At 60.2% G+C, this 24,801-nt stretch carries 18 protein-coding genes; 4 read left to right on the top strand and 14 right to left on the bottom strand.

The window, feature by feature from the left end; all coding sequences use genetic code 11:
* Positions 1 to 90: 90 nt before the first annotated feature.
* Both A7J50_RS23280 and A7J50_RS23275 read right to left on the bottom strand, forming a co-directional pair.
* The gene (locus tag A7J50_RS23280; RefSeq protein WP_064453915.1) at positions 91 to 1,806 is read right to left on the bottom strand and encodes a ShlB/FhaC/HecB family hemolysin secretion/activation protein; all 1,716 of its coding nucleotides are present in this window, start codon (positions 1,804 to 1,806) and stop codon (positions 91 to 93) included.
* Positions 1,807 to 2,110: 304 nt separating this feature from the next.
* A complete protein-coding gene (locus A7J50_RS23275; RefSeq protein ID WP_407016251.1) occupies positions 2,111 to 4,141 on the bottom strand; it encodes a hybrid sensor histidine kinase/response regulator in 2,031 nt (676 codons plus the stop codon).
* Positions 4,142 to 4,676: 535 nt separating this feature from the next.
* On the opposite strand from A7J50_RS23275, the gene A7J50_RS23270 reads away from it, so the two are divergent.
* Both A7J50_RS23270 and nadA read left to right on the top strand, forming a co-directional pair.
* The gene (locus tag A7J50_RS23270) at positions 4,677 to 6,077 is read left to right on the top strand and encodes a hypothetical protein (protein ID WP_064453914.1); all 1,401 of its coding nucleotides are present in this window, start codon (positions 4,677 to 4,679) and stop codon (positions 6,075 to 6,077) included.
* A 231-nt stretch (positions 6,078 to 6,308) separates the two neighbouring features.
* Positions 6,309 to 7,367 (top strand): quinolinate synthase NadA, encoded by a 1,059-nt coding sequence (gene nadA / locus A7J50_RS23265; RefSeq protein ID WP_064453913.1) that lies wholly within the window; start codon positions 6,309 to 6,311, stop codon positions 7,365 to 7,367.
* A 131-nt stretch (positions 7,368 to 7,498) separates the two neighbouring features.
* Here nadA and A7J50_RS23260 read toward each other — a convergent pair whose 3' ends face one another.
* The 12 genes from A7J50_RS23260 to arcD (A7J50_RS23205) form a co-directional block, all read right to left on the bottom strand.
* Complete coding sequence (locus tag A7J50_RS23260; protein WP_064453912.1) at positions 7,499 to 7,987, bottom strand: RDD family protein; 489 nt, start codon at positions 7,985 to 7,987, stop codon at positions 7,499 to 7,501.
* 94 nt (positions 7,988 to 8,081) lie between these two features.
* Entirely contained in the window at positions 8,082 to 8,294 is a 213-nt protein-coding gene (locus A7J50_RS23255; RefSeq protein ID WP_003220045.1) for a cold-shock protein, read from the bottom strand.
* 389 nt (positions 8,295 to 8,683) lie between these two features.
* Positions 8,684 to 9,808, bottom strand: a complete 1,125-nt coding sequence (gene gcvT / locus A7J50_RS23250) for a glycine cleavage system aminomethyltransferase GcvT (RefSeq protein WP_064453911.1) — start codon at positions 9,806 to 9,808, stop codon at positions 8,684 to 8,686.
* Between the two features lie 39 nt (positions 9,809 to 9,847).
* Entirely contained in the window at positions 9,848 to 11,224 is a 1,377-nt protein-coding gene (locus A7J50_RS23245; protein ID WP_064453910.1) for an L-serine ammonia-lyase, read from the bottom strand.
* Positions 11,225 to 11,345: 121 nt separating this feature from the next.
* Entirely contained in the window at positions 11,346 to 14,186 is a 2,841-nt protein-coding gene (gene gcvP, locus A7J50_RS23240; protein WP_064453909.1) for an aminomethyl-transferring glycine dehydrogenase, read from the bottom strand.
* A gap of 10 nt (positions 14,187 to 14,196) precedes the next feature.
* On the bottom strand, positions 14,197 to 14,580 hold the full coding sequence (gene gcvH, locus A7J50_RS23235) for a glycine cleavage system protein GcvH (RefSeq protein ID WP_064453908.1): 384 nt from the start codon (positions 14,578 to 14,580) through the stop codon (positions 14,197 to 14,199).
* A gap of 401 nt (positions 14,581 to 14,981) precedes the next feature.
* Positions 14,982 to 16,490, bottom strand: a complete 1,509-nt coding sequence (locus A7J50_RS23230; RefSeq protein WP_064453907.1) for a sigma-54-dependent transcriptional regulator — start codon at positions 16,488 to 16,490, stop codon at positions 14,982 to 14,984.
* A 183-nt stretch (positions 16,491 to 16,673) separates the two neighbouring features.
* Positions 16,674 to 17,036: a DUF5064 family protein gene (locus A7J50_RS23225; RefSeq protein ID WP_064453906.1), complete on the bottom strand. Its 363-nt coding sequence runs from the start codon at positions 17,034 to 17,036 to the stop codon at positions 16,674 to 16,676.
* Between the two features lie 18 nt (positions 17,037 to 17,054).
* Positions 17,055 to 17,984 (bottom strand): carbamate kinase, encoded by a 930-nt coding sequence (arcC, locus tag A7J50_RS23220; protein WP_064453905.1) that lies wholly within the window; start codon positions 17,982 to 17,984, stop codon positions 17,055 to 17,057.
* Positions 17,985 to 18,147: 163 nt separating this feature from the next.
* Complete coding sequence (locus A7J50_RS23215; protein ID WP_064453904.1) at positions 18,148 to 19,158, bottom strand: ornithine carbamoyltransferase; 1,011 nt, start codon at positions 19,156 to 19,158, stop codon at positions 18,148 to 18,150.
* Positions 19,159 to 19,337: 179 nt separating this feature from the next.
* Positions 19,338 to 20,594: an arginine deiminase gene (gene arcA, locus A7J50_RS23210; RefSeq protein WP_064453903.1), complete on the bottom strand. Its 1,257-nt coding sequence runs from the start codon at positions 20,592 to 20,594 to the stop codon at positions 19,338 to 19,340.
* A 23-nt stretch (positions 20,595 to 20,617) separates the two neighbouring features.
* The gene (gene arcD / locus A7J50_RS23205; protein ID WP_064453902.1) at positions 20,618 to 22,045 is read right to left on the bottom strand and encodes an arginine-ornithine antiporter; all 1,428 of its coding nucleotides are present in this window, start codon (positions 22,043 to 22,045) and stop codon (positions 20,618 to 20,620) included.
* A 445-nt stretch (positions 22,046 to 22,490) separates the two neighbouring features.
* On the opposite strand from arcD (A7J50_RS23205), the gene arcD (A7J50_RS23200) reads away from it, so the two are divergent.
* Both arcD (A7J50_RS23200) and A7J50_RS23195 read left to right on the top strand, forming a co-directional pair.
* Positions 22,491 to 23,918: an arginine-ornithine antiporter gene (gene arcD / locus A7J50_RS23200; protein WP_064453901.1), complete on the top strand. Its 1,428-nt coding sequence runs from the start codon at positions 22,491 to 22,493 to the stop codon at positions 23,916 to 23,918.
* A complete protein-coding gene (locus A7J50_RS23195; RefSeq protein WP_064453900.1) occupies positions 23,915 to 24,778 on the top strand; it encodes a DNA-3-methyladenine glycosylase family protein in 864 nt (287 codons plus the stop codon). The genes arcD (A7J50_RS23200) and A7J50_RS23195 overlap by 4 nt, the downstream gene beginning before the upstream one ends.
* Positions 24,779 to 24,801 lie beyond the last annotated feature (23 nt).

Raw genomic sequence — 24,801 nt, 5'->3', positions numbered from 1 at the left:
GTGTTGGCTGATCCGCGACGTGCGTTGTTCGTTGCAACGCTGCTGTGGTGGTCAGGGATTACGGTTAATTCAGGCTAAACAGATATCGGCTCATATTTGCAGGCTCAGGCGCGTCAGCCACACATCCGGCTCCTGGGCAAAACCTGCGGGGGTGTTGAGGTTGCGTTGGTAATCGAGGTCGAGCTGCACGTTCTTCCAGCTCAGGTTGAGCCCGGCACTGGCAGCGCTCAGGCGTTGGCCTTGGGCGCCGTGTTCGCGTTTGACCCAGCCGTTGTCCAGGCCCAGGCGTGGCGTGATCTTGACCGCCAGGTCGCTGTTGAGCGGCAGGCGCAAGGTGTTGCGCCATACCGCGCCGATGGCTCCCGACGCGCTGTTTTCGCGGTAGCCACGCACGGCCGAGTCGTCGGTGCCCAGCAGTTGTTCAATGGCGGGCAGCGTGTCCGGGCTGTATTGCGCCGACAGCTGGCTCTGCCACTGCCACGGTTGGCCCAGCCATTGGCCGTTGCGCCATTGAGTCAGGTTGGCGCGGTACTTGTGGAATTGCGCCTGAGGCAGGTTTTTCTGCACGTGGTCGGCATCGCGATCGGCGCCGAACCAGGTCAGGCCTTGGGCGTAATTGACGTCGAGGTTCCACACCGCGCTGTTGAGCCAGAACAGGTTCACGCCGGCCTCGGCCACGGTCAGCGTTGGGCTCTGGATGCCCAGGCGAACCTTTTGCAGGTAGCTGTCGACGTCCTTGTAGGCCAGTTGCAGGTTGGCGCTGAGTTGATGGCCCTGGTCGCGCCACAACACCCGGTCGGTGCGCAAGCTGACCTGATCGGTGCGGCCGCTGTTATAAAACGTGGCGCTGCTGAGCTTGAAGGGCGAGCGGTATTCGGCATGGCTGGCGAACAGGCTGTAGGTCCAGTAGCCGTAAGGGATGGAATAAAACAGGCTGTTGCTGCGGCTGTAGCGCGGGCCGTGATTGAGCGTGTCGCTGAAGCTCAGGTTGAGCGAATCGTTGAGTTCCAACGGGCTGTCCAGGCTCAGGCTGATGGCATTGCGATCACGGCCGGTGCCGGCGCTGCCGAGGTTATCCACACCCAGTCCGAGCCCCCAACGCGAGGCCGTGCTGCGCGAGTGCAGGATGATTCGCGATGCGCCAGGTTCGCTGCCAGGGGCGATGTCGGCGGTGAGGTCCACCGAGCGCAGGCGATTGAGCTGGTCCAGGCCTTGTTCCAGGTCGCGCAGGTTCAGCGGCTTGCCGAGCATCCCGGGAAACGCTCCGCGTAACGACACGGGCAAGCTCTGGTCAGTCAATTCGACGGCTTCGACGTAGCCTTCTTCGACGTGAATATCCAGCGGGTGCCCAGCGGCCGGCGTGCTGATCAGGTACGGGCGGCTGGCGATGTAGCCGGCCTCAACGTACAGGCGGGTAATCTCGGCCAACAGGCGGTTGATCTGGGTGACGCCCATGCAGGCGGCCACATAGGGTTCGACGTGTTTGTTCAGCTCAGCGTTACTGAACAAGGTCACACCGGCCACGCGTGTACCGCGCAAGGGCCAGCAGCGTTGGTCTTTGGCGACCCCCTCAGGCAAGGCCGGTGTGGCCGGTTGCGCGCCGAAACTGCCTCTTTGTATCTGCCGCTGGCGTTGCTCGAGTTGCAGTTGTTGCAAGTCGCGCTGCTGTTGTTGCTGCAGGCGCAGGGCTTCCTGACCGAGCTGCGGTCCCTCGGCGGCGGCCACCGGCAGCGCACACAGGCAGAGCAGGGCGGCGCCTATTTTCTGGATACAACACGGGCGATTGGTTGAGGGCTGATTCGGCACTCGACATCCTTAACGTAGAAATACACTCGATTCATGCCCATCGAGCCAAACCATCAACTCGGGGACTTGCCGCACTTGAGTTATCAATAAACGGTTTGTTACATCGTCTGTAGGATTTATTACGTAAAACGTGAGGAATGCCGCGTTATTCAGCAAAAAAATGCACAAAGGTGGTGCGCAGGTGCCCTGTGGGCACCTGATGGGGTTGGTTTTGCGGGTTATTTCGTATTAACGGAGTGGTGCGAGGTTTTTGATTGTTGCGAAATAACTGTTTAATCGGCGTGTTTATACAAGCGGCTCAGGCTCAGTCTTGGGGAATCAGGTTCAGGCGGCTCTTGACCACTTTGTGCAACTGCACTGCCAACGCCTCGGTGGAATAGGGTTTTTGCAGCAGCACAAAGCGTTGCGCTTCTTCCTGGGCGATGCGTGCGTATTCATCGTTGTAGCCTGTGGTCAGTACCACGGGGAGCCACGGGTAGAGGGCTTCGATCGCGTCGAGCAACTCCAGCCCGCTCATGCCTGGCATCGAGATGTCGGAGAACACCACTTGGAAGCTCTCCGGGTTGGGCGCCAGGGCGTCGAGTGCACTGTTGGCGTCGGGCACCCACAGCACTTTAAAACCCATTTGCTCCAGAGTCTGCGAGGTGTAGAGGCCGACATCGGCGTTGTCCTCGACCATCAGCACGCACAAGTCGCAAGCAATCGGGGCGCACTGGTTTTCCGGGGTGGCTGACGTCACGCCCGCCTCGACTTCAGGCAAGTACAAAACAAACTGGCTGCCTTTGCCGCATTCGCTCTGCACCAGGATTTCACCCCCCGATTGTTTGGCAAAACCGTACACCTGTGACAACCCCAAGCCGGTGCCCTGGCCGATGCCCTTGGTGGTGTAGAACGGTTCGAAGATGGCGTCGAGCTTTTCCGGCGCGATGCCTGAACCGGTATCGCTTAGCTCAATGGTCACGTAGTCGGCGACACGTACCGGATGGGCACGCACCGAAGGCAGCCAGTTGGCCGTCGCCACTTTGATCGACAATTGGCCATTGCCAGCCATGGCATCGCGTGCGTTGACCACCATATTCACCAGGGCGGTCTCGAACTGGCTTTCATCGGCGTTGATAAAGCGCGGTTTCTGCGGCACCTCGATAGTGACCTTGATGCGTGAACCGGTCAGGCTGTCCATCATTTCGCCCACCCGTAATACGCTGTCGCCGACGTTGAAGACTTCCGGGCGCAGGGCCTGGCGGCGGGCGAATGTCAGCAGCTGCGCCGTCAGGCGGGCGGCACGGTCCACGGTATTGGCGATGGCTTCCACATACTTGATGCGCCGTACTTCGCTCAGCGAAGGCGTTTTGAGCAAGTCGGCACAGGACTTGATCACTGTCAGCAGGTTATTGAAATCGTGTGCGACGCCGCCGGTGAGTTGGCCAATCGCTTCCAGTTTCTGTGATTGACGCAGGGCGTCTTCCGACAAGCGCAAGGCTTCCTTGGCCTCTTCCTCGGCCTGGATATCACGGCCCACCGCGTGGATGTAGTCGCTGTCGGGCACAGCGGTCCAGGCGATCATGCGGTAGCTGCCATCCTGGTGGCGGTAACGATTCTTGAAGTTGGGAAAGTTCTTGCCATCTCCCAGGCGGCTGACCGCCGATGACGAGACGGCCAGGTCGTCCGGGTGCACCAGGGCCAGCAATTGACTGCCCACCAGGTCGTGTTCGGTGTGACCGAGCATGCGTGTCCAGGCCGGGTTGACGGCAGAGATAACACCGTCGAGCTGAGCGACCAGCATCAGGTCCGGCGACAGACGCCAGATACGGTCGCGATCACGGGTACGCTCCACCACCCGCTGCTCCAGGGATTCATTGAGTTTACGCAGTGACTCTTCGGCTTCACGCAGGGCGGTGATATCACGGGAGACGCAGAGGATCTGCTCCGGCCGGCCGTCGCTGTCCAGGATCGGACTGACCTGCACATGCCACCATTTCAGGTTGCCGGCCAAGGTTTGGGCGGGGCCGATAAAGCTCGCGCTGTCACCGTTTTGGGCAGCCTGCACGGCGGCCTTGGCATCCAGGTTTCCCTGGTCCTGCCAGAAGTCGGGCCAGGGGCAGCCGCGGATGCTGTTGAAGTCACTGACTTCCATGATTTTCTGGCCACCTTCACTCATAAAGGTGAGGCGGGCGTCAAGGTCCAGGACTTTGATGCAATCGTTGATGCTGGCCAGCACGCGCTCGGTGAACGCTTCGTTTCTACCCAAGCCAGTGGTGGCCAGCTCGCTTGCGCCGCCTTTGATGGGATTGGGCGCGTGACTTGCCTCGGGGCCCATCCCGACGGTGCTATTCATTTGAGTTTGGCCGAATGCGTTAAATGGCCTTCATCATGTCATTACGATACCTATCCCACCAGCGACTTGAGCGTGATTACACGGGCGCGTGCTCAATAAACCGCGGGCAGACTTGAAAGAAGAACCGATCAAGGTTCGCCAGATCCCACCAGCATGTGGCCTGACCTGTGACGCCAGGTATGAAAACAGCGCCAATGATCTTGGCGGTTCGGTGACTTACCGGTTCTGATCTGCGCAATACGGCAAAGAGCCGGTTTTTTGGCATGGCTCTTTGCTATTTATTTCGGCTTCAATGCTGTCAATGCCGATGCGTCTTGGTTAAATTGAACGCTACTCAGCTTTCAAGACACGGACTGTCATGACTACGCTAACGCCTATCATCGCTACCAATCCCCTCATCGTTCGCGCGGCCACCACGCCGTCGCCGGCCACCGTGGCGAACACTGTCGATGTCTCACCGGTTCGGCCCTCTGCGGTGGTCAGCCTCGGCAATCCAGCGGCTGATGTCGTCGATATCTACTCTCGAGACGGGCAGATGCCCGGCCAGGAAACGGTGCGGGCCTGGGAAAACAGCAGCCAGGATGCAGTGACCAAGGCCATCAACAGCAGCTTTAATTCGATCTCCACGGCCAGTCGCTACAGCGGCCTGGGCGCGGCGTTGGTGGATCAATTCACCCAGGGCGGCGGTGTCGGTATTTCACAGTCCGTGCTCAACACCACGGCTGCCCGGGCCGGGGACGCCGGCGCGATCAAGACCGACCAGACGGTACTGCACAACAAGGCCGACAACCAGGTCAGCCTCAGCATCAAGACCGCCAGCGGCAAGACCGTCACCTTCAGCCTGTCCAGCCAGAAAGATGGCCTGGGTGTGCAGGCCACGGTAGAGGGCGGCGACTTGACGGCTGATGAGCTCAAGGCCGTCGGTCAATTGGGCAGTGCCTTCCAGGCCTCGGTGGACGGGCTGACCGCCGTGCCGCCAAAACTCGATCTGAGCAAGTTGACCCAGTTCGATACCCAGGTGCTGGCTTCCGTCGACCTCAATGCCAACCTGAAGGCCCTGGACGGCAAGGACCTGAGCCTGGCTTTTCACGCCGACAGTCAGAGCCGTACCACACGAATGAGTGGCCCGGCCGGTAACATTGACCTGGCAGTGGACCTCAAAAACGCGACGATCCTTGGCGATGCCAAACAACAAGCCAATGCGCTGAAAACCTACCTTGCACAATTTGACCGGGTGCAACAGCGCGGCAGTGCCAATGCGGACTTGATGGCAATGTTCAAGGACGCATTCAGCGCCATGAACAGCAACTATCCACAAGGCACGACCGCTCCCGCCGCCTTGAGCAACAACCCAAGCGACAAAGGCTTGTTGACTGGCCTGGCTGACTTCAAAGCCTCGATCCAGCAGGCCGTTGACGGCACCAACCCAATGCGCCCGTCGGAAGTCGATAGCTTTTCCTACAACGTGTCGCAGAAAACCCAGGTCAACGGTCGCAGTACCGCAGATCGTAGCGTTACCCAGCACCAGCAGTCGGCGCTTTCTGCGAACTTCCACACCAGCCTCAACGGTGGCAAACCGCCGGTTTTTGACGGCAACCGTGAATCGCAGAACTACCTGTATGTGCAAGTGCAGGACAAGGCCAGCAGTACGGCGAGCTTCGCCTACAAAGACGGCCAACTGGCCAGCGCGTCTGTCTCGCAAACGGCTGTACAGAACACCCATACGCAGAAATATGTGATGGCCAAGCTGGTAGAGGACACCGTGGTGCCGAAGGAGGGCTCATCCAGGCGCGACTACCTGGCGTTGCTTGAGCACGCGGCCCAGGAAAGCAAAAAATCCAAGGATGCGCTGGAGCAGTCAACGCTAAAGGATGCGTTGGCGAGCCTGCATGACTCGGTGATGCTGCAGGAAGACCCCTCCGTACTGCAGCGCTGACACCGGTTGGAAAACGGGAAACCCCTGCGTCGGGTTTCCCGTTTTTTTTTGCCCGACCGATGCACCTGTGAATGCCAGATTAGGCTTTTGAATCCATTCGATATTCTGTAGCCTTGCGCAGCTTCACCCGTGCTTGATGAACACAATCACTTCGTCCGGCGGCGCCCGAAGGGCTCCAGAGCCGGTGGTACACTCGACTTTCGCGCAACTGCGCCTGCAGGTCTTGCGAACATGACGCAAATTTCCGAACGCCTACTGGTTCAAGCTCACCTCGACGCCAAGCAGCCCAAGGCCCTCAGCGCCGAAGAAGAGGCGAGCCTGCGTGTCGCCATCGCCGCCGAGCTCAAGGCTCAAGACGCGGTGCTGGTTGCCCACTTTTATTGCGACCCGGTGATTCAGGCCCTGGCCGAAGAAACCGGCGGCTGTGTCTCCGATTCCCTGGAAATGGCGCGCTTCGGCGCTGCCCACCCGGCCAAGACCGTATTGGTTGCCGGTGTGCGTTTCATGGGCGAGACCGCCAAAATCCTCACCCCCGAAAAACGCATCCTCATGCCCACCCTGGAAGCCACGTGTTCCCTGGACCTGGGCTGCCCGGTGGATGAGTTTTCGGCATTTTGCGACCAGCATCCCGAGCGCACCGTGGTGGTCTACGCCAACACCTCGGCCGCGGTCAAAGCCCGGGCGGATTGGGTCGTGACCTCCAGCTGCGCACTGGAAATCGTCGAAAGCCTGATGGACAACGGCGAGACAATTATCTGGGGCCCGGACAAGCACTTGGGCACCTACATCCAGCGCCAGACCGGCGCGGATATGTTGCTGTGGGACGGGGCGTGCATCGTCCACGAGGAGTTCAAGTCCAAGCAGCTTGAAGACATGAAGGCGCTGTATCCGGACGCGGCGATTCTGGTGCACCCGGAGTCGCCGACCGCGGTGATCGAGCTCGCGGACGCGGTGGGCTCCACCAGCCAGCTGATTGCCGCCGCACAGCGTTTGCCGAACAAGACGTTCATCGTGGCGACCGACCGCGGCATCTTCTACAAGATGCAGCAGCTGTGCCCGGATAAAGTCTTCATTGAGGCGCCTACTGCCGGTAACGGCGCGGCGTGCCGCAGTTGCGCGCACTGCCCGTGGATGGCGATGAACACGCTGGAGCGCACGCTGCAGTGCCTGCGTGAGGGCAGTAATGAGATATTCGTCGAGCCGTCGGTGATTCCACACGCCGTGCGCCCGTTAAAGCGCATGCTGGACTTCACCCAGGCTGCGCGCTTGAAGCTCGCCGGCAACGCTTAATTTAATTGTAAACGCGGTCAAAATGTGGGAGCTGGCTTGCCTGCGATAGCATCACCCTGGTCTGCCTGATAGACCGAGGTGCCCGCATCGCAGGCAAGCCAGCTCCCACAGTTGTTTTGTGCGGTTTGGAATTATTTCTTCTGCTTCGGAATCCGCACCAGTTGGGTATCCGAATAAATGTCATGCCAGCTGCGTTTCTGTTTATCAAACAGCGACCAGATAAACCCCAGCCCCACGCACAACCACGACGCAATCGACACCACAAACCGCAACAGCGCCTGCCACAGGCTGATGCGTGAGCCGTCGGCGTTCTGTACGCGCACGCCCCACACCTGCATGCCCAGCGTCTGCCCGGAATGGGTCCAGAATTTGGCAAAAAAACCAAACAATACAAAAAACAAAATCGTCGACAGCAGCGGGTCGCCGTCCAGCGCGCCGGATTCGGTGAGCGTGCGCATCTTGGCTTCGCCGATAAACGCCATCCACACCATCTTGTAGATAAACGCCGTGACGATCAGCAGGGCCGTGCACAACAGAAAGTCATAGAACATCGCTGCCAGACGACGGCCCAGGCCGACGGCGGGAAACTCGCCTTGGGGGCTCAGCAGGGGTTTGGACATGGCAGTTTCTCTTGAGAAAAAAGCCATTTTACGGATAAACGCTTATAAAAAAGCCCCTGATGTCACCATCAGGGGCTTTTTGTCGCAGCAGGGATCAGCCTTCTGCTTGTACTTCGTCAGCCTGCATGCCTTTCTGGCCCTGCACGGCGATGAAAGTCACTTTCTGGCCTTCTTTGAGGCTCTTGAAGCCGTTGCCCTGAATAGCGCGGAAATGGACGAACAGATCCGGACCGCTTTCTGGAGTGATAAAACCAAACCCTTTCTCGTCGTTAAACCACTTGACGGTACCGCTCTGACGATCAGCCATTTTCTTATTTCCTTGACGCTAAAAATTAATGACAGCCCCTTTCACATGAAAGAGTACTGGGCTGGGTTGCAGGAAAGTAAGAGACGTCGAACGGGTTGTAGCAAACTTTGGCTACTGCCCAGGTCCAGGTTCAAAGCGACCCATGCAAACACAGTGAGCAAACTCTACGCCAACTAATGGAGAAAAAACAAGCCCTGCCAAAAGCCCAGCGTTTGCTTGGCTTCATGACTGTTTGATCAACAATATGGAACCCGCTTATTCGATAGAGTTGATCACTTGTTATCGGTGGGCCCCTATTACATTGACTATCGCGGATGCACTGTTTTATGGCGGTTGCGTTACAGTTTAGTGCACGTTAACGCAACCGCGTTACTTATAGGAACAGTCAATCAGCCACGATAGTAACGCTGCGGTACAAATGGCATTTTACTTACACGCAGTGGCACCTTTTTCCCACGTACCAACGCAGACACTTCGGTGTCGAGTGCAATAAACGCACTGTCCAGGTAACCCATGGCAAGCGGGCCGCCCAACGTCGGGCCGAAGCCACCGCTGCACACGCTGCCGATCACGGTGCCGTGTTCATCGACGATTTCGGCGCCCTCACGCACGGGTGTGCGTTCCTGTGGCAGCAGGCCGACACGCTTGCGGCTCACACCGGCTTGCTGTTGGCTGAAAATGCGCTCGGCACCCGGGAAACCACCGGCACGTGCGCCGTCGGCACGGCGGGCCTTGGAGATCGCCCACAGCAGGCTGGCTTCGATGGGGGTGGTCTCGGTGTTCATGTCGTGGCCGTACAGGCACAGGCCCGCTTCCAGGCGCAGCGAGTCGCGGGCGCCCAGGCCGATGGCTTGCACTTCGGCTTCGGCCAGCAGGCTGCGCGCAAGGCTTTCGGCGTTGGCGGCCGGCACCGAGATTTCAAAACCGTCTTCGCCCGTGTAACCGGAGCGGCTGACGTAGCAGTCCACACCCAACAGGCGCAGGCTGGCGAACTGCATGAACGTCATCTTGGTCACTTCAGGGGCCAGGCGCGCCAGGACCTTCACGGCCGCCGGGCCTTGCAGGGCCAGCAAGGCGCGCTCTTCGAACAGCGGCTCAATGGTGCACTGGTCGCCGATATGTTTGCGCAGGTGCGCCAGGTCCTGGTCCTTGCAGGCGGCGTTGACCACCAGGAACAGTTCGTCGTTACCCAGGTTGGCCACCATCAGGTCGTCGAGAATGCCGCCCTGGTCGTTGGTGAACATGGCATAGCGCTGCATGCCGACCGGCAGGTCGATGATGTCGACGGGCACCAGCGTTTCGAGGGCTTTGGCGGCATTGGCGCCGGTCAGGCGGATTTGGCCCATGTGGGACACGTCGAACAACCCGGCGTGTTCACGGGTATGCAGGTGTTCTTTCATCACGCCCAGCGGGTATTGCACCGGCATGTCGTAGCCGGCGAAGGGCACCATGCGCGCGCCCAGTTCGAGGTGCAGGGCGTGCAATGGGGTTTTTAACAGGGTTTCGGTGGACATGTTCAGCTCCTGAAAAACGTGCGGACGCGCTTGTAGGCGTCAGCACTCGATAATGTTGACCGCCAAACCGCCACGGGCGGTTTCCTTGTATTTGCTTTTCATATCGGCGCCGGTCTGGCGCATGGTGCGGATGACTTTATCCAGCGAGACGAAGTGCTGCCCGTCACCGCGCAAAGCCATACGCACCGCATTGATCGCCTTGACCGAGCCCATGGCATTGCGCTCGATGCACGGCACCTGCACCAGCCCGCCAATCGGGTCGCAGGTCAGGCCGAGGTTGTGCTCCATACCGATCTCGGCGGCGTTTTCCACTTGGGACACGCTGCCGCCCAGCACTTCGCACAACGCGCCGGCCGCCATCGAGCAGGCCACGCCGACTTCACCCTGGCAGCCGACTTCGGCCCCGGAGATCGACGCGTTTTCCTTGTACAAAATGCCGATGGCGGCGGCGGTGAGCAGAAAGCGCACCACGCCGTCCTCGTTCGCGCCGGGGATAAACCGCATGTAGTAATGCAACACGGCCGGCACAATCCCGGCTGCACCGTTGGTGGGCGCGGTCACCACGCGGCCGCCATTGGCGTTTTCTTCGTTGACCGCCAACGCGTACAGGTTGACCCAGTCGAGCACCGACAGCGGATCGCGCAGCGCCGATTCCGGGTTCTTGCACAGCTGGCGATGCAGGGCGGCGGCGCGGCGCTTGACCTTCAAGCCGCCGGGCAAAATCCCTTCGTTGCGACAGCCGGCGTCGACGCAGTCCTGCATCACTTGCCAGATTTTCAATAGACCGGCGCGGGTTTCCGCTTCCGGGCGCCAGGCACTTTCATTGGTCAGCATCACTTGGCTGATCGACAGCCCGTAGGTGGCGCAATGCCCCAGCAAGTCCTTGGCGTGCTTGAAGGGAAAGGTCAGCGGCGTGGTGTCTTCGACAATGCGGTCGGCGCCGGCGGCATCTTCATCCACCACAAACCCGCCGCCGACCGAGTAGTACTCGCGGCTGCGAATCTGGATACCCGCCGCATCGAAGGCACGAAAAATCATGCCGTTGGGATGGTAGGCAAGGGGTTTGCGAATCATCGCCAGGTGTTCTTTCTCATTGAACGCAATGCTGTGTTCGCCGAGCAGGTTCAAGCGACCGTCGCTGCGCATTTGCGCGAGGCGTGCAGCCACGGTTTCAGTATTGACGGTGTCCGGGTGTTCGCCTTCCAGGCCCAGTAGCACGGCCTTGTCACTGCCGTGGCCTTTGCCGGTGGCGCCCAGCGATCCATAGAGTTCCACCTTGATGCCGGTGGTGGCGCTCAGCAGGTTATCGCGCTTGAGGCCTTCGACGAATCGGGCGGCAGCGCGCATCGGGCCAACAGTGTGGGAACTGGAGGGGCCGATGCCAATCTTGAACAGGTCGAACACGCTTAAAGACATTGTTGTTCTCCGGTTTCTTGTTATAGGGGCAGCGGCAAGCCGCAAGCCGCAAGAATGAGCCACTCGGCTCTTAACTTGCCGCTTGAAGCTTGCAGCTTATGGCTGCTTTTTTATGACTGCTTTACGCGTAAAGCTCGATCGACGGGCACGCACACACCAGGTTGCGATCGCCAAACACGTTGTCGACCCGGCCAACCGGCGGCCAGTACTTGCCTTCGATCAACGACGCAACCGGGTACACCGCTTGTTCACGGCTGTACGGGTGGCTCCATTCGCCCACCAGTTCGGCCGCCGTGTGCGGGGCGTTTTTCAGTGGGTTGTCTTCCTTGTCCAGGGTGCCGTTTTCCACCGCGCGAATTTCCTCGCGGATGGCAATCATCGCGTCACAGAAGCGGTCCAGCTCTTCCTTGGATTCGCTTTCGGTCGGCTCGATCATCAGCGTGCCCGCTACCGGGAACGACATGGTCGGCGCATGGAAGCCGAAGTCGATCAGGCGCTTGGCCACGTCGTCCACGCTGATGCCGCTGCTGTCTTTCAATGGGCGCAGGTCCAGGATGCACTCGTGCGCCACCAGGCCGTTGCTGCCGGTGTACAGCACTGGGTAGTGCTCTTCGAGGCGACGAGAAATGTAGTTGGCATTCAGGATCGCCAGCTGCGAAGCACGCTTGAGGCCCGCACCGCCCATCATGCTGATGTACATCCAGGTGATCGGCAGGATGCTCGCGCTGCCGAATGGCGCCGCGCACACCGCGCCTTCCTTGCGTTCCATGGCCGCGTGGCCGGGCAGGAATGGCGTGAGGTGGGATTTGACGCCAATCGGGCCAACACCCGGGCCGCCACCGCCGTGGGGAATGCAGAAGGTCTTGTGCAGGTTCAGGTGGGACACGTCGCCGCCGAACTTGCCCGGTGCGCACAGGCCGACCATCGCGTTCATGTTGGCGCCGTCGATGTACACCTGGCCACCGTTGTCGTGAATGACGCCGCAGATTTCGCGGATGCCTTCTTCGAACACGCCGTGGGTGGACGGGTAGGTGATCATCAGTGCGGCGAGGTGTTCGCGGTGCTCGATGGCCTTGGCGCGCAGGTCTTCGATGTCCACGTTGCCACGTGCGTCGCACGCGGTCACGACCACGCGCATGCCGGCCATGTTGGCGGTAGCGGGGTTGGTGCCGTGGGCCGACGATGGGATCAGGCAGATGTCACGGCGTTCTTCGCCACGGCTCTGGTGGTAGGCACGGATGGCCAAAAGGCCGGCGTACTCGCCCTGGGAACCGGCGTTCGGTTGCAGCGAGATTGCGTCATAACCGGTGGCTGCGCAGAGCATGGCTTCCAGCTCGGACGTCAGTTGCAGGTAGCCGGCGCTTTGCTCGGCCGGGGCGAACGGGTGCAGGGCACCGAACTCGGCCCAGGTCACCGGAATCATTTCGCTGGCGGCGTTGAGCTTCATGGTGCACGAGCCCAGCGGGATCATGGTGCGGTCCAGTGCCAGGTCCTTGTCGGCCAGCTTGCGCAGGTAGCGCATCAGCTCGGTTTCCGAGTGATAACGGTTGAACACCGGGTGGCTGAGGATCGGCGATTGGCGCAGCAGCGCGGCCGGCAGGGTGCTGTCGACCTTGGCATTGAAGTCCGGCAGTGTTTTGCCGTCGGCAAAGAGGGTCCACAGGGTTTCGATATCGGCCTGGGTGGTGGTTTCGTCGACCGACAGGCCCAGACGCTGAGCATCGACCACACGCAGGTTGATGCGCTGGGCGCGGGCCTTGTCGTGCAGGGCGGCCGTGTGGGCGCCAGTGTTGAGGGTCAGGGTGTCGAAGAAGTGTTCCTGCTCGACCTTCAAGCCCAGGGCGGTCAAGCCTTTGGCCAGGATCGCAGTCAGCTGGTGAATGCGCTGGGCGATCTGGGTCAGGCCTTTAGGGCCGTGGTATACGGCGTACATGCTGGCGATGTTGGCCAGCAATACCTGGGCGGTGCAGATGTTGCTGGTGGCTTTCTCGCGGCGGATATGTTGCTCGCGAGTCTGCATGGCCAGGCGCAGGGCCGGCTTGCCGAAACGGTCGACGGACACACCGACCAGACGGCCCGGCATGTCGCGCTTGAACGCATCCTTGGTGGAGAAGTAGGCCGCGTGCGGGCCACCAAAGCCCAGCGGCACGCCGAAGCGTTGCGCGCTGCCGATGGCCACATCGGCGCCGAACTCACCCGGCGGAGTCAGCAGGGTCAGGGCCAGCAGGTCGGCAGCCACGGCGACCAGCGCGTTGGCGGCGTGGAAGCGTTCGGTCAGCTCGCGGTAATCAAACACGTCACCGTTGCTGGCCGGGTATTGCAGCAGGGCGCCGAAGAACGGGCTGACGTCGGTCAGTTCGCGCTCATCGCCCACCACCACGTCGATGCCCAGCGGCTCGGCACGGGTGCGCAGTACGTCGAGGGTTTGTGGGTGGCTGTGCACGGAGGCGAAGAACGCGTTGCTGCCTTTGTTCTTGCTCAGGCGCTTGCAGAAGGTCATGGCTTCGGCGGCGGCGGTGGCTTCGTCGAGCAGGGAGGCGTTGGCGATCGGCAGGCCGGTGAGGTCGCTGATCAGGGTCTGGAAGTTCAGCAGCGATTCCAGGCGGCCTTGGGAAATCTCTGGCTGGTACGGGGTGTAGGCGGTGTACCAGGCCGGGTTTTCCAGCAGGTTACGCAGGATCGGCGACGGCGTGTGGCAGTTGTAGTAGCCCTGGCCGATGTAAGTCTTGAACAGTTGGTTCTTGCCGGCGATGGCCTTGATCTTGGCCAGGGCCTCGGCTTCGCTCAGGCCGTCTTCCAGGCCGAGCACGCTGGTGCCCTTGATGCTTTCCGGGATCACGCTGGCGCTCAGGGCTTCCAGGGAGTCAAAGCCCAGGCTGGCAAGCATGTGCTGCTCGTCTTCCTGGCGCGGGCCGATATGACGGGCGATGAATTCGTTGGCGGTGCTCAAGTTGATAGTCATGGCGCGCTCCTCAGGCTTCAGCGTTGGCTTTGATCAGGCGGTCGTACGCATCCTGATCCAACAGCTTAGCCACTGCATCGGCATCGGCGGGTTTAAAGCGGAAGAACCAACCTTCGCCCATCGGGTCTTCGTTGACCAGCTCGGGGCTGCCATCGAGTTGATCGTTGACTACGAGGACTTCGCCGTCCAGCGGCATGTAGACGCCACTCGCGGCCTTGACCGATTCAACGGTGGAGGCTTCTGCGCCCTTCTCGTAGGACTGCAACTCCGGCAGTTGCACGAAAACCACATCACCCAACGCGTTCTGCGCGAAAGCGGTGATACCCACGGTGACGCTGCCATCGGCTTCGGCGCGCAGCCATTCGTGATCTTCAGTGAAACGCAACTCGCTCATGGAAACTCCTCAGGGCCAGATTCGTCTGGTGGACGGGATTGGAATAATGGGGAGTTGCTTAGCAATATCGCGGCCAATCTCATTAAATCGTTATAAATCAACTAGTTAATTAGATTGGTTATGAGGTTATGCGTTCTGGCTGTAGCGATTTCGCTACAGCTGGGCGAGCGAAAAAAAGCCTATGTGGATCAAAGCCTTGCATGGCGCGCAAAAAACAGGGTTGTATCGATATCGTTACGCTGTAGCGCTTTCAGTACAGCGGATGTCGTTCTCAGACCAAATTCGCAATGCAGTCCCCTGTGGGAGCTGGCTTGCCTGCGATGCAGGCAACTCGGTCTGTCAGCTGAACCGAGGTGATGCGATCGCAGGCAAGCCAGCTCCCACATTTAGATCGAGTGCAGTCAGGGCTTGCTGGGAATGCCGTATTTGCGCAGCCGATGGGCAATGGCGGTATGAGATGTTTGCAGGCGGCTCGCCAGTTGGCGGGTCGAGGGGTAGCTGGCGTAGAGCTTTTCCAGCAGGCTACGCTCGAAGTCTTCCACCGCCTGTTCCAGGCTGTCGACCTCGCCGTCGTTTTGGCGGGCTACCGAGGTGCCGGCGATGTCCAGGTCGCCGATGTCCACCAGGCTGCTTTCGCAGATGGCGGCGGCGCGGAAGATCACGTTCTGCAACTGGCGCACATTGCCCGGCCAGCGGTTGCCCAACAGCGCCGGGTAAGTGCCCGGTGCCAGACGGCACACGGGGCGCTGGATCTGTGCACAGGCCTGCTGCATGAAGTAGCGGGCGAGCAGCAGAATGTCCTGGCCGCGTTCACGCAGCGGCGGGACTTCGACGTTGAGCACATTGAGGCGGTAGAACAGGTCTTCGCGAAAGGTGCCCTCGCTGACCATCTTTTCCAGGTCGCGGTGGGTGGCGCTGAGAATGCGCACATTGACCTTCACTTCGCGGTCACCGCCCACGCGGCGGAAGCTGCCGTCATTGAGAAACCGCAACAGCTTGGCCTGCAAGTACGGCGACATTTCGCCGATTTCATCCAGGAACACGGTGCCCTGGTTGGCCAGTTCCATCAGCCCAGGTTTGCCACCTCGTTGCGCACCGGTAAAGGCGCCCGGGGCATAACCGAACAGCTCGCTTTCGGCGAGGTTTTCCGGCAATGCCGCGCAGTTCAGGGCCAGGAACGGCGCACTGTGGCGTGCGCTGATGGCATGACAGGCACGCGCCACCAGCTCTTTGCCGGTGCCGGTTTCGCCCTGGATCAACAGCGGGGCATCCAACGCCGCCACCCGTTGCGCACGCGCCTTCAGGGTGCGAATTGCTGGCGACTCGCCCAACAGCGCGTCAAACCCTTCGGCGTGGTCGTGGTGCAGCGCCGACAACTGTTCGCCGATCCGGTTGGGTGGGTACAGGGTGAGCAGGGCGCCGGCGTCGGTGATCGGCGTGGCGTCGAGCAGCAGGGTCTGGCCATTGACGCTGATCTCGCGCAGAGGCAGGCGAAAGCCTTGCTCCAGCAAGGTGTCCAACAGCGCCGGGTCGTTGAACAGTTCGCTGATGCTTTCCCCGGCCGGCTCGCGGCCGTACAGGGCGATCAGCGCCGGGTTGGCCAGCAGGATCTTGCCCGCGCTGTCCACGGCCAGCACCGGGTCCGTCATAGCGGCCAGCAGGGCATCGAGTTGCAGGTGGCGGCGTTGGCCGGGGAGGATATCCACCACGGTGACCGCCTGCACGCCGTGCACGCTGAACAACGCGTCGCGCAGTTCCTCCAGCACCTCGGCGCTGAGGGTCGGCGCGTCGATGTAGACGTTGGGCGGCACCATCTCCACCGCATCCAGGTTGAGATTGCGCCCACCGAGCAAGGCCAGGACTTCCTGGGTAATGCCGACGCGGTCGATGAAGCTGACGTGGATACGCATGGGGCGGATCTTGATTCTGGAGTGCGGAGGGTGGCCAGTATGCCTTGGCGCTGATGGAGATCAAAATGTGGGAGCGGGCTTGCTCGCGAATACGGTGTGTCAGTTGGCACATAGATGGCTGATACACCGTATTCGCGAGCAAGCCCGCTCCCACATTGAGAGTGTTGTGTCAGTGCAAGCAGGTTACCCCAGGTGTTCCGGCTTGATGGGGTCTCCCGCCTTCACATCCAACTGATGCCGCACATCTTCAAACATCAAATCGTACTGTTTATGCATCGTGCCATTGAGCGTCGCAACCTTCGGCATCCCATAGTTCTGCGCGATTTTCATTGCGTGCCTGGCGAAGTCGAAAGATTGATCCTTGGGCAAGAAGAACTCCTCCTTGAGCTCCTTGCCTTGCACCGAGCCGTGCATCTTGAAGAGCATTCCCTTGCCTTCCTCTGGATCCTGGCTGACTTCGTAGTCGATACACAGGTTGTAGCTGTAGTCGTCCTTGTTGAGCGCGTGGCGTTCGATGTGCAGGTGACCAGGTTCAAAGGTGGCCATAGGCATTTCTCCTCTACTTCACAGGTAACTGATCCCGGGTTTGGCCGTGCTGATGCGTGTGCCGGCGCTGCCCTGGACGATGGCTTCGATGTCCGAGAGTGAACCGATGACGGCGGTTTTGCCAGTCTGGCGGGCGAACTCACACGCCGCTTGCACCTTCGGCCCCATGGAGCCGGCGGCGAAGCCGAGTTTTTCCATTGCGTCGGGGTGAGCCTGGGCGATGGCCTTCTGGGTTGGCTTGCCGAAGTCGATAAAGGCCGCGTTGACGTCGGTGGCGATCACCAGCAGATCGGCGTCCAGTTGCGCGGCTAACAGCGAGGAACACAGGTCTTTGTCGATGACTGCCTCAATGCCGCGCAGTGTGCCGTCTTCGCCATACATCGTTGGAATCCCGCCGCCACCGGCGCAGATCACGATGGCGCTTTTTTCCAGCAACCACTTGATCGGGCGAATTTCGAAGATGCGTTTCGGGCGCGGGCTCGCCACCACGCGGCGGTATTTATCGCCATCGGGGGCGATGGCCCAGCCTTTTTCGGCAGCGAGCTTTTCGGCTTCGGCTTTGGTGTACACCGGGCCGATAGGCTTGGTGGGGTTCTTGAAAGCCGGGTCTTTGGGGTCCACTTCCACTTGGGTGAGCAGGGTCGCAAACGGCACTTCGAAGTCCAGCAGGTTGCCCAGTTCCTGTTCGATGATGTAGCCGATCATGCCTTCGGTTTCAGCGCCCAGCACGTCCAGCGGGTAAGGCGAAACCTGGGTGTAGGCCGCTGCCTGCAACGACAGCAGGCCGACTTGCGGGCCATTGCCGTGGGCGATCACCAGCTCGTTGCCGGGGTGGATCTTGGCGATCTGTTCGGTGGCGATTCGGATATTGGCGCGTTGGTTGTCCGCGGTCATGGGTTCACCACGGCGGAGCAGGGCGTTACCGCCCAGTGCAACGACGATACGCATAATAAATGTCCTTCTAGAATTCAGCGAGGTCTCCGAGCGAAGAGCAATCAGTGTGGGAGCCGGGCTTGCCCGCGATGGCATCACCCAGGTATTCCTGAGAAACCGAGGTGCCCGCATCGCAGGCAAGCCAGCTCCCACACCGACTGTGTTTCGACAGTGAGGGTTAGATATCCGCGAGCGCCGACACCAGGATTGCCTTGATGGTGTGCATGCGGTTTTCCGCTTGCTCAAACGCGATGTTGGCCGGCGACTCGAACACGTCCTCGGTCACTTCCACACCATTGGCCAGGTTTGGGTAGCGCGCAGCGATGTCCTTGCCGACCTTGGTTTCGCTGTTATGGAACGCCGGCAGGCAGTGCATGAACTTCACGCGGGGGTTGCCCGAGGCCTTCATCATCTTGGCGTTGACCTGGTACGGCAGCAGTTGCTCGATACGCTCGTCCCACGCTTCCACCGGCTCGCCCATCGACACCCAGATATCGGTGTGGATGAAGTCGACGCCTTTGACCGCCTCTTTCGGGTCTTCGGTGATGGTGATGCGTGCGCCGCTTTCTTCGGCAAACGCCTGGCACTGCTTGATGAAATCTTCATGCGGCCACAACGCTTTCGGCGCGCCGATGCGCACGTCCATGCCCAGCTTGGCGCCGATCATCAGCAGCGAATTGCCCATGTTGTAACGCGCGTCGCCCAGGTAGGCGTAGCTGATGTCATGCAGCGGCTTGTCGCTGTGTTCGCGCATGGTCAGGGTGTCGGCGATCATTTGCGTCGGGTGGAATTCGGCGGTGAGGCCGTTGAACACCGGCACGCCGGCGAACTTGGCCAACTCTTCGACGATTTCCTGCTCAAAGCCACGGTACTCGATGGCGTCGAACATCCGGCCCAATACGCGGGCAGTGTCTTTCATGCTTTCTTTGTGGCCGATTTGCGACGACACCGGGTCGATATAGGTGACGTGGGCGCCCTGGTCATGGGCCGCCACTTCGAACGCGCAGCGGGTGCGAGTCGAGGTTTTTTCGAAGATCAGCGCGATGTTTTTGCCCTGCAGGTGCGGACGCTCGGTGCCAGTGTATTTGGCGCGCTTGAGGTCGCGGGACAGGTCCAGCAGGTAGTTGAGCTCGCGAGTGGTGTGGTGCATCAGCGAGAGCAGGCTGCGGTTGCGCATATTAAAAGCCATGATGGATCTCCTTCCCCGACACTGTGAAAGCTACTGCGCTTGGAAATCCTGCGTTAAAAACAGGCTCGGAATGCTCATTTACAACCAGTAAACTCCGCTTCCTCGCCTGTTTTTTCCTTGTCTTTCCTACGCTCGCTACGCTTTCACAGCGCCGGGTCGTAATAAGTTAAAAGTTAGGTTTAGTAGTCGATTGGGTCGCGGATGATCGGGCAGGTCATGCAGTGGCCGCCGCCACGGCCGCGGCCGAGTTCACCGGCGCTGATGGTGATGACTTCCACACCGGCCTTGCGCAGCAGGGTGTTGGTGTAGGTGTTGCGGTCGTAACCGATCACCACGCCAGGCTCCAGCGCCACCACGTTGTTGCCGTCATCCCATTGCTCGCGCTCGGCGGCGAAGCTGTTGCCGCCGGTCTCGACCACACGCAGCGCCTTGAGGTTGAGCGCTGCGGCCACGGTTTCGAGGAAGTTGGTTTTCTCCCGTTGGATATCGATGCCGTGTGGCTTGCTGTCATCAGGGCGCAGGGTGAAGGGAATGATCTGGTTGACCACTTCGGGGAAGATGGTGACCAGGTCGCGGTCGCAGAAGCTGAACACGGTGTCCAGGTGCATCGCCGCGCGGGACTTCGGCAGGCCGGCAACGATCACGCGTTCCACGGCTTTGTTCTTGAACAGGTTGCGTGCCAGTTGGCCAATCGCCTGGTGGGACGAACGTTCGCCCATGCCGATCAGTACGACACCATTGCCAATTGGCATGACGTCGCCGCCTTCCAGCGTGGCGGCACCGTGTTCCTGGTCGGGGTCGCCGTACCAGATCTGGAAGTCTGCGTTAGTGAACTCGGGGTGGAATTTGTAGATGGCCGAGGCCAGCAGGGTTTCCTGGCGTCGCGCCGGCCAGTACATCGGGTTCAGCGTCACGCCGCCGTAGATCCAGCAGGTAGTGTCGCGAGTGAACTGCGTGTTCGGCAGCGGCGGCAGAATGAAGCTTGCGTGGCCGAGGAAGTCGCGGAACATCTCGATGGTCTTGCCACCGAAACTGCTCGGCAGGTCATCGGCCGACACGCCACCAATCAGGAATTCGCTGATTTTGCGCGGCTCCAGGCTGCGCAGCCAGGAGCTGACTTCATCGATCAGGCCCAGGCCAACCGTATTCGCGGTGATCTTGCGTTGCAGGATCCAGTCCAGGGCTTCGGGGATGGTGACGATATCGGTCAGCAGGTTGTGCATTTCCAGCACATCAATGTCCCGCTCGCGCATCTTGGTGACGAAGTCGAAATGATCGCGCTTGGCCTGGGCGACCCACAGCACGTCATCGAACAGCAGTTCATCGCAGTTGTTGGGGGTCAGCCGCTGGTGGGCCAAACCTGGGGAGCACACCATGACTTTACGCAGTTTGCCGGCTTCGGAATGTACGCCGTACTTCACTTTTTCCGTGGTCATTACAGATCCTCCAGTGAGAACAATTACAGTGTCAGGAAGCCGGCGTAGAGCCCGTAGGCCGCCACCAGGGCGCCCACGACTACCGCGGCGAATATCAGCTTCTCGACGTTGGTGAAAATCGGTTTGCCCAGTTCATGCTTGGCCTTGGCGAACAGGATCGCGCCAGGCGCGTAGAGCAGGGCGGACAGCAGCAGGTACTTGGTGCCACCGGCGTAGAGCAGCCAGATCGCGTAGATCAGGGCGACGGCGCCGATGAACAGGTCTTTCTTGCGTTCGCGCAGCGCGTTTTCGTAGGTCTCACCGCGCACCGCCAGCAGCAAGGCGTAGGCTGCCGACCACAGGTAGGGCACCAGGATCATCGACGTGGCGAGGTAAATCAGCGACAGGTAAGTGCTGGCGGAAAACAGCGTGATCACCAGGAACACCTGCACCATCGCGTTGGTCAGCCACAGGGCGTTGACCGGCACATGGTTGGCATTTTCCTTACGCAGGAACTCCGGCATGGTGTGGTCCTTGGCGGCGGCGAACATGATCTCCGCGCACAGCAACACCCACGACAGCAGCGCCCCCAGCAGGGAGATGATCAAGCCGACGCTGATCAGCACCGCGCCCCAGTGACCGACTACATGCTCCAGCACGGCGGCCATCGACGGGTTCTGCAATTTGGCCAATTCCGGTTGGGTCATGATCCCCAGGGACAGCACGTTCACCAGCATCAGGAACAGCAGCACGGTGATAAAACCGATGACGGTAGCCTTGCCCACGTCGGAGCGTTTTTCCGCACGGGACGAGAAGATGCTCGCGCCTTCGATGCCGATGAATACCCACACGGTAACCAGCATCATGTTGCGCACCTGGTTCATCACACTGCCCAGGTCCGGGTTTTTCACGCCCCAGATATCGGCGGTGAAAATGTCCAGTTTGAACGCGAACACGGCGATCAGCACGAACAGCACCAGCGGCACCACCTTGGCGACGGTGGTCACCAGGTTGATGAACGCGGCTTCCTTGATCCCGCGCAGCACCAGAAAGTGCACGGCCCACAGCAACACCGAGGCGCCAATCACCGCCGCAGGCGTATTGCCTTCGCCGAAGATCGGAAAGAAATAGCCGAGGGTGCTGAACAGCAACACGAAGTACCCGACGTTGCCCAGCCAGGCACTGATCCAGTACCCCCAGGCGGACGAGAAGCCCATGTAGTCGCCGAAGCCGGCCTTGGCATAGGCATACACCCCGCCGTCGAGGTCAGGCTTGCGATTGGCCAGGGTCTGGAACACGAAAGCGAGGGTCAGCATGCCGATGGCGGTAATCACCCAACCGATCAGCACCGCGCCGACATCGGCACTGGCCGCCATATTTTGCGGAAGTGAGAAGATCCCGCCGCCAATCATTGAACCCACGACCAAGGCAACCAGTGCGCCCAGTCGAAGTTTTCCGGGAGATTCAGACATTGCATGACTCCAATGCAGGAGAAGAGAGACCACAGAATAATTCTGTGCGCTGATCAAACAGCTGACTTAGATCACGTCATTGGCACATTTCATTGTGAATTAATGACTTAGGGGGGAAGCACTTGAGGGGTACTTTTATCGGGAAGACGCTTTCTAGAGCGGTCTCTGCGTGATGACTAATGATTTAGTCCGTGTGATGGACGTTTGAAACTAGTCTGTTTTGCAGAATATGCAAACTTTTAAACAACACGCCGAGAAGCTCGCTAGATAGCGGCCAAAGGCCTGCGTCTTTAAATTGTTAATAAGCCTAAACTTTACAAACTTTCATGCCGTTATGTTATGAGCCTGTGGGTTTTATTACCGTCTTAAATAAACGTTGCACTCGCTGAATGAATTAGTTGAGTACACGGTTGTCCGCTCAATTATTGTTTCTGTAGGAGTCGTTATGTCTGAATCGGTCGAGAAACTCCGTCTCAGCGCGCTGATCGCCCTGGTGGTGGGCTCGATGATCGGCGGTGGGATTTTCTCCTTGCCACAAAACATGGCCGCGCGCGCCGGAGTGGGCGCCGTGTTGATCGGCTGGGCGATCACCGCCGTCGGCATGTTGACCCTGGCCTTCGTGTTCCAGACGCTGGCCAATCGCAAACCTGAACTGGATGCCGGGGTGTATGCCTACGCCAAAGCCGGTTTTGGCGATTACATGGGTTTCTCGTCCGCCTGGGGGTACTGGATCAGTGCCTGGATGGGCAACGTCGGTTATTTCGTGTTGCTGTTCAGCACCCTGGGTTACTTCTTCCCGGTGTTCGGCCAGGGCAATACGCCGGTCGCTATTGGCTGCGCGTCGCTGTTGTTGTGGGCCGTGCATTTTCTGGTGCTGCGCGGCATCAAGGAGGCGGCGTTCATCAACCAGATCACCACCGTGGCGAAGATCGTGCCGCTGGTGATGTTTGTGGTCATCAGCGCCGTCGCGTTCAAGGCCGATATCTTCACCCGCGATATCTGGGGCTTGGGCAATCCGCAATTCGGCAGCGTGGTTGATCAGGTGCGCAACATGATGCTGGTCACCGTGTTCGTCTTCATCGGCATTGAGGGCGCCAGTGTGTATTCGGCGCGGGCCGAGAAACGCTCGGATGTAGGCCGGGCCACGCTGATCGGGTTTCTTGGGGTGCTGGCGCTGCTGGTACTGGTGAATGTGTTGTCGCTGGGGATCATGAGCCAGCCGGAACTGGCGCAATTGCAGAACCCATCCTTGGCAGGTGTGCTGGAACATATTGTCGGACCTTGGGGCGCGGTGGCGATCAGCATCGGCCTGGCGTTGTCGTTGCTGGGGGCTTTGCTGTCCTGGGCGCTGCTGTGCGCAGAAATTCTTTACGCCACGGCCCATGACAAGACCATGCCGGCCTTCCTGAAAAAGGAAAACGCCAACCAGGTGCCGGCCAACGCGTTGTGGCTGACGAACGTAATGATCCAGGTTTTCCTGGTCATCACGCTGTTTTCCCACAGCACTTACACCAACCTCATCTACCTGGCCTCGTCAATGATTCTGGTGCCCTACCTGTGGTCGGCAGCCTATGCAGTGCTGTTGAGCGGGCGCGGCGAAACCTATGACGGCGCCCCGCGCCAGCGCTGCAAGGATTTGCTGGTCAGCCTGATTGCCCTCGGCTACGCGGTATGGCTGCTTTACGCAGGCGGCTTGAAGTACCTGCTGCTCTCGGCACTGCTGTATGCGCCCGGTGTGATTCTATTTGCCCTGGCCAAGCGCGAGCAGGGCCAGCCCTTGTTTACCCACATGGAAAAAGGCATTTTCAGTTGCGTGGTCGCGGGCGCGGGGCTGGCGGCGTATGGGCTGTACAGCGGGGTATTGTCGTTGTGAGACTGGCGTATCAGCCACCCTATGACTGGGCGGCGATGGTGGACTTTTTATCCTTGCGGGCAATCAGCGGGTTGGAGATTGTCGAGGCCGGTGTGTATCGGCGCAGCATCAGCGTCGCAGGTTCCCACGGCTGGATCAGTGTTGCGCCGGGGGCCGGGGATTGGCTGGAGGTCGACGTCGAGTTTCCTGACACCGCCGCGCTTCTCGAGATCGAGCGGCGCTTGAGGGCGATGTTCGATGTGGATGCCCAGCCGCAGTTGATCAATGCGCAACTGGCCGCCGACCCGTTAATGGCGCAGCTTGTTGCTGGCCGTCCTGGCCTGCGCGTGCCGGGTGCGTGGGACGGTCTGGAACTGGCGATTCGTGCCGTGCTGGGGCAACAGATCACGGTGGTGGCGGCCATTCGCCTGGCGGGTAAATTGGTGGCGCAGTATGGCCAGCCGTTGCATACGCCACACGCCGGTATCACCCATGTTTTCCCGACGCCCGACGTCTTGGCAGCGGCGGACCTGGCGACGTTGGGCATGCCCAAGGCTCGGGGTCGCACCTTATCGGGTGTTGCCCAGGCTTTATTGGATGACCCGCAGTTATTTGAGCCCAAAGCCAGCCTCAAGGAGGGCGTGGCGCGGCTGGTGGCGTTGCCGGGAATCGGCGACTGGACTGCGCAGTACATCGCCATGCGCCAGTTGCGCGAGCCGGATGCGTTTGCCTCGGGGGATATCGGATTGATCAATGCGCTGGCGGCGTTGGAAGGTGGGCCGGTAACCGCGCGCGCATTGTTGGCGCGGGCTGAGGCGTGGCGGCCTTTGCGGGCGTATGCCGCGCAGCACTTGTGGACGTCGTTAAGTCGGGCGGATTGATAGCGTCTGCCAGGGCCTCTTCG

Source organism: Pseudomonas antarctica (assembly GCF_001647715.1).
GTDB classification, from domain to species: domain Bacteria; phylum Pseudomonadota; class Gammaproteobacteria; order Pseudomonadales; family Pseudomonadaceae; genus Aquipseudomonas; species Aquipseudomonas antarctica_A.
Note: the sequence above shows the minus strand (reverse complement) of the source record. Positions and strands in the feature narration are given on the sequence as shown.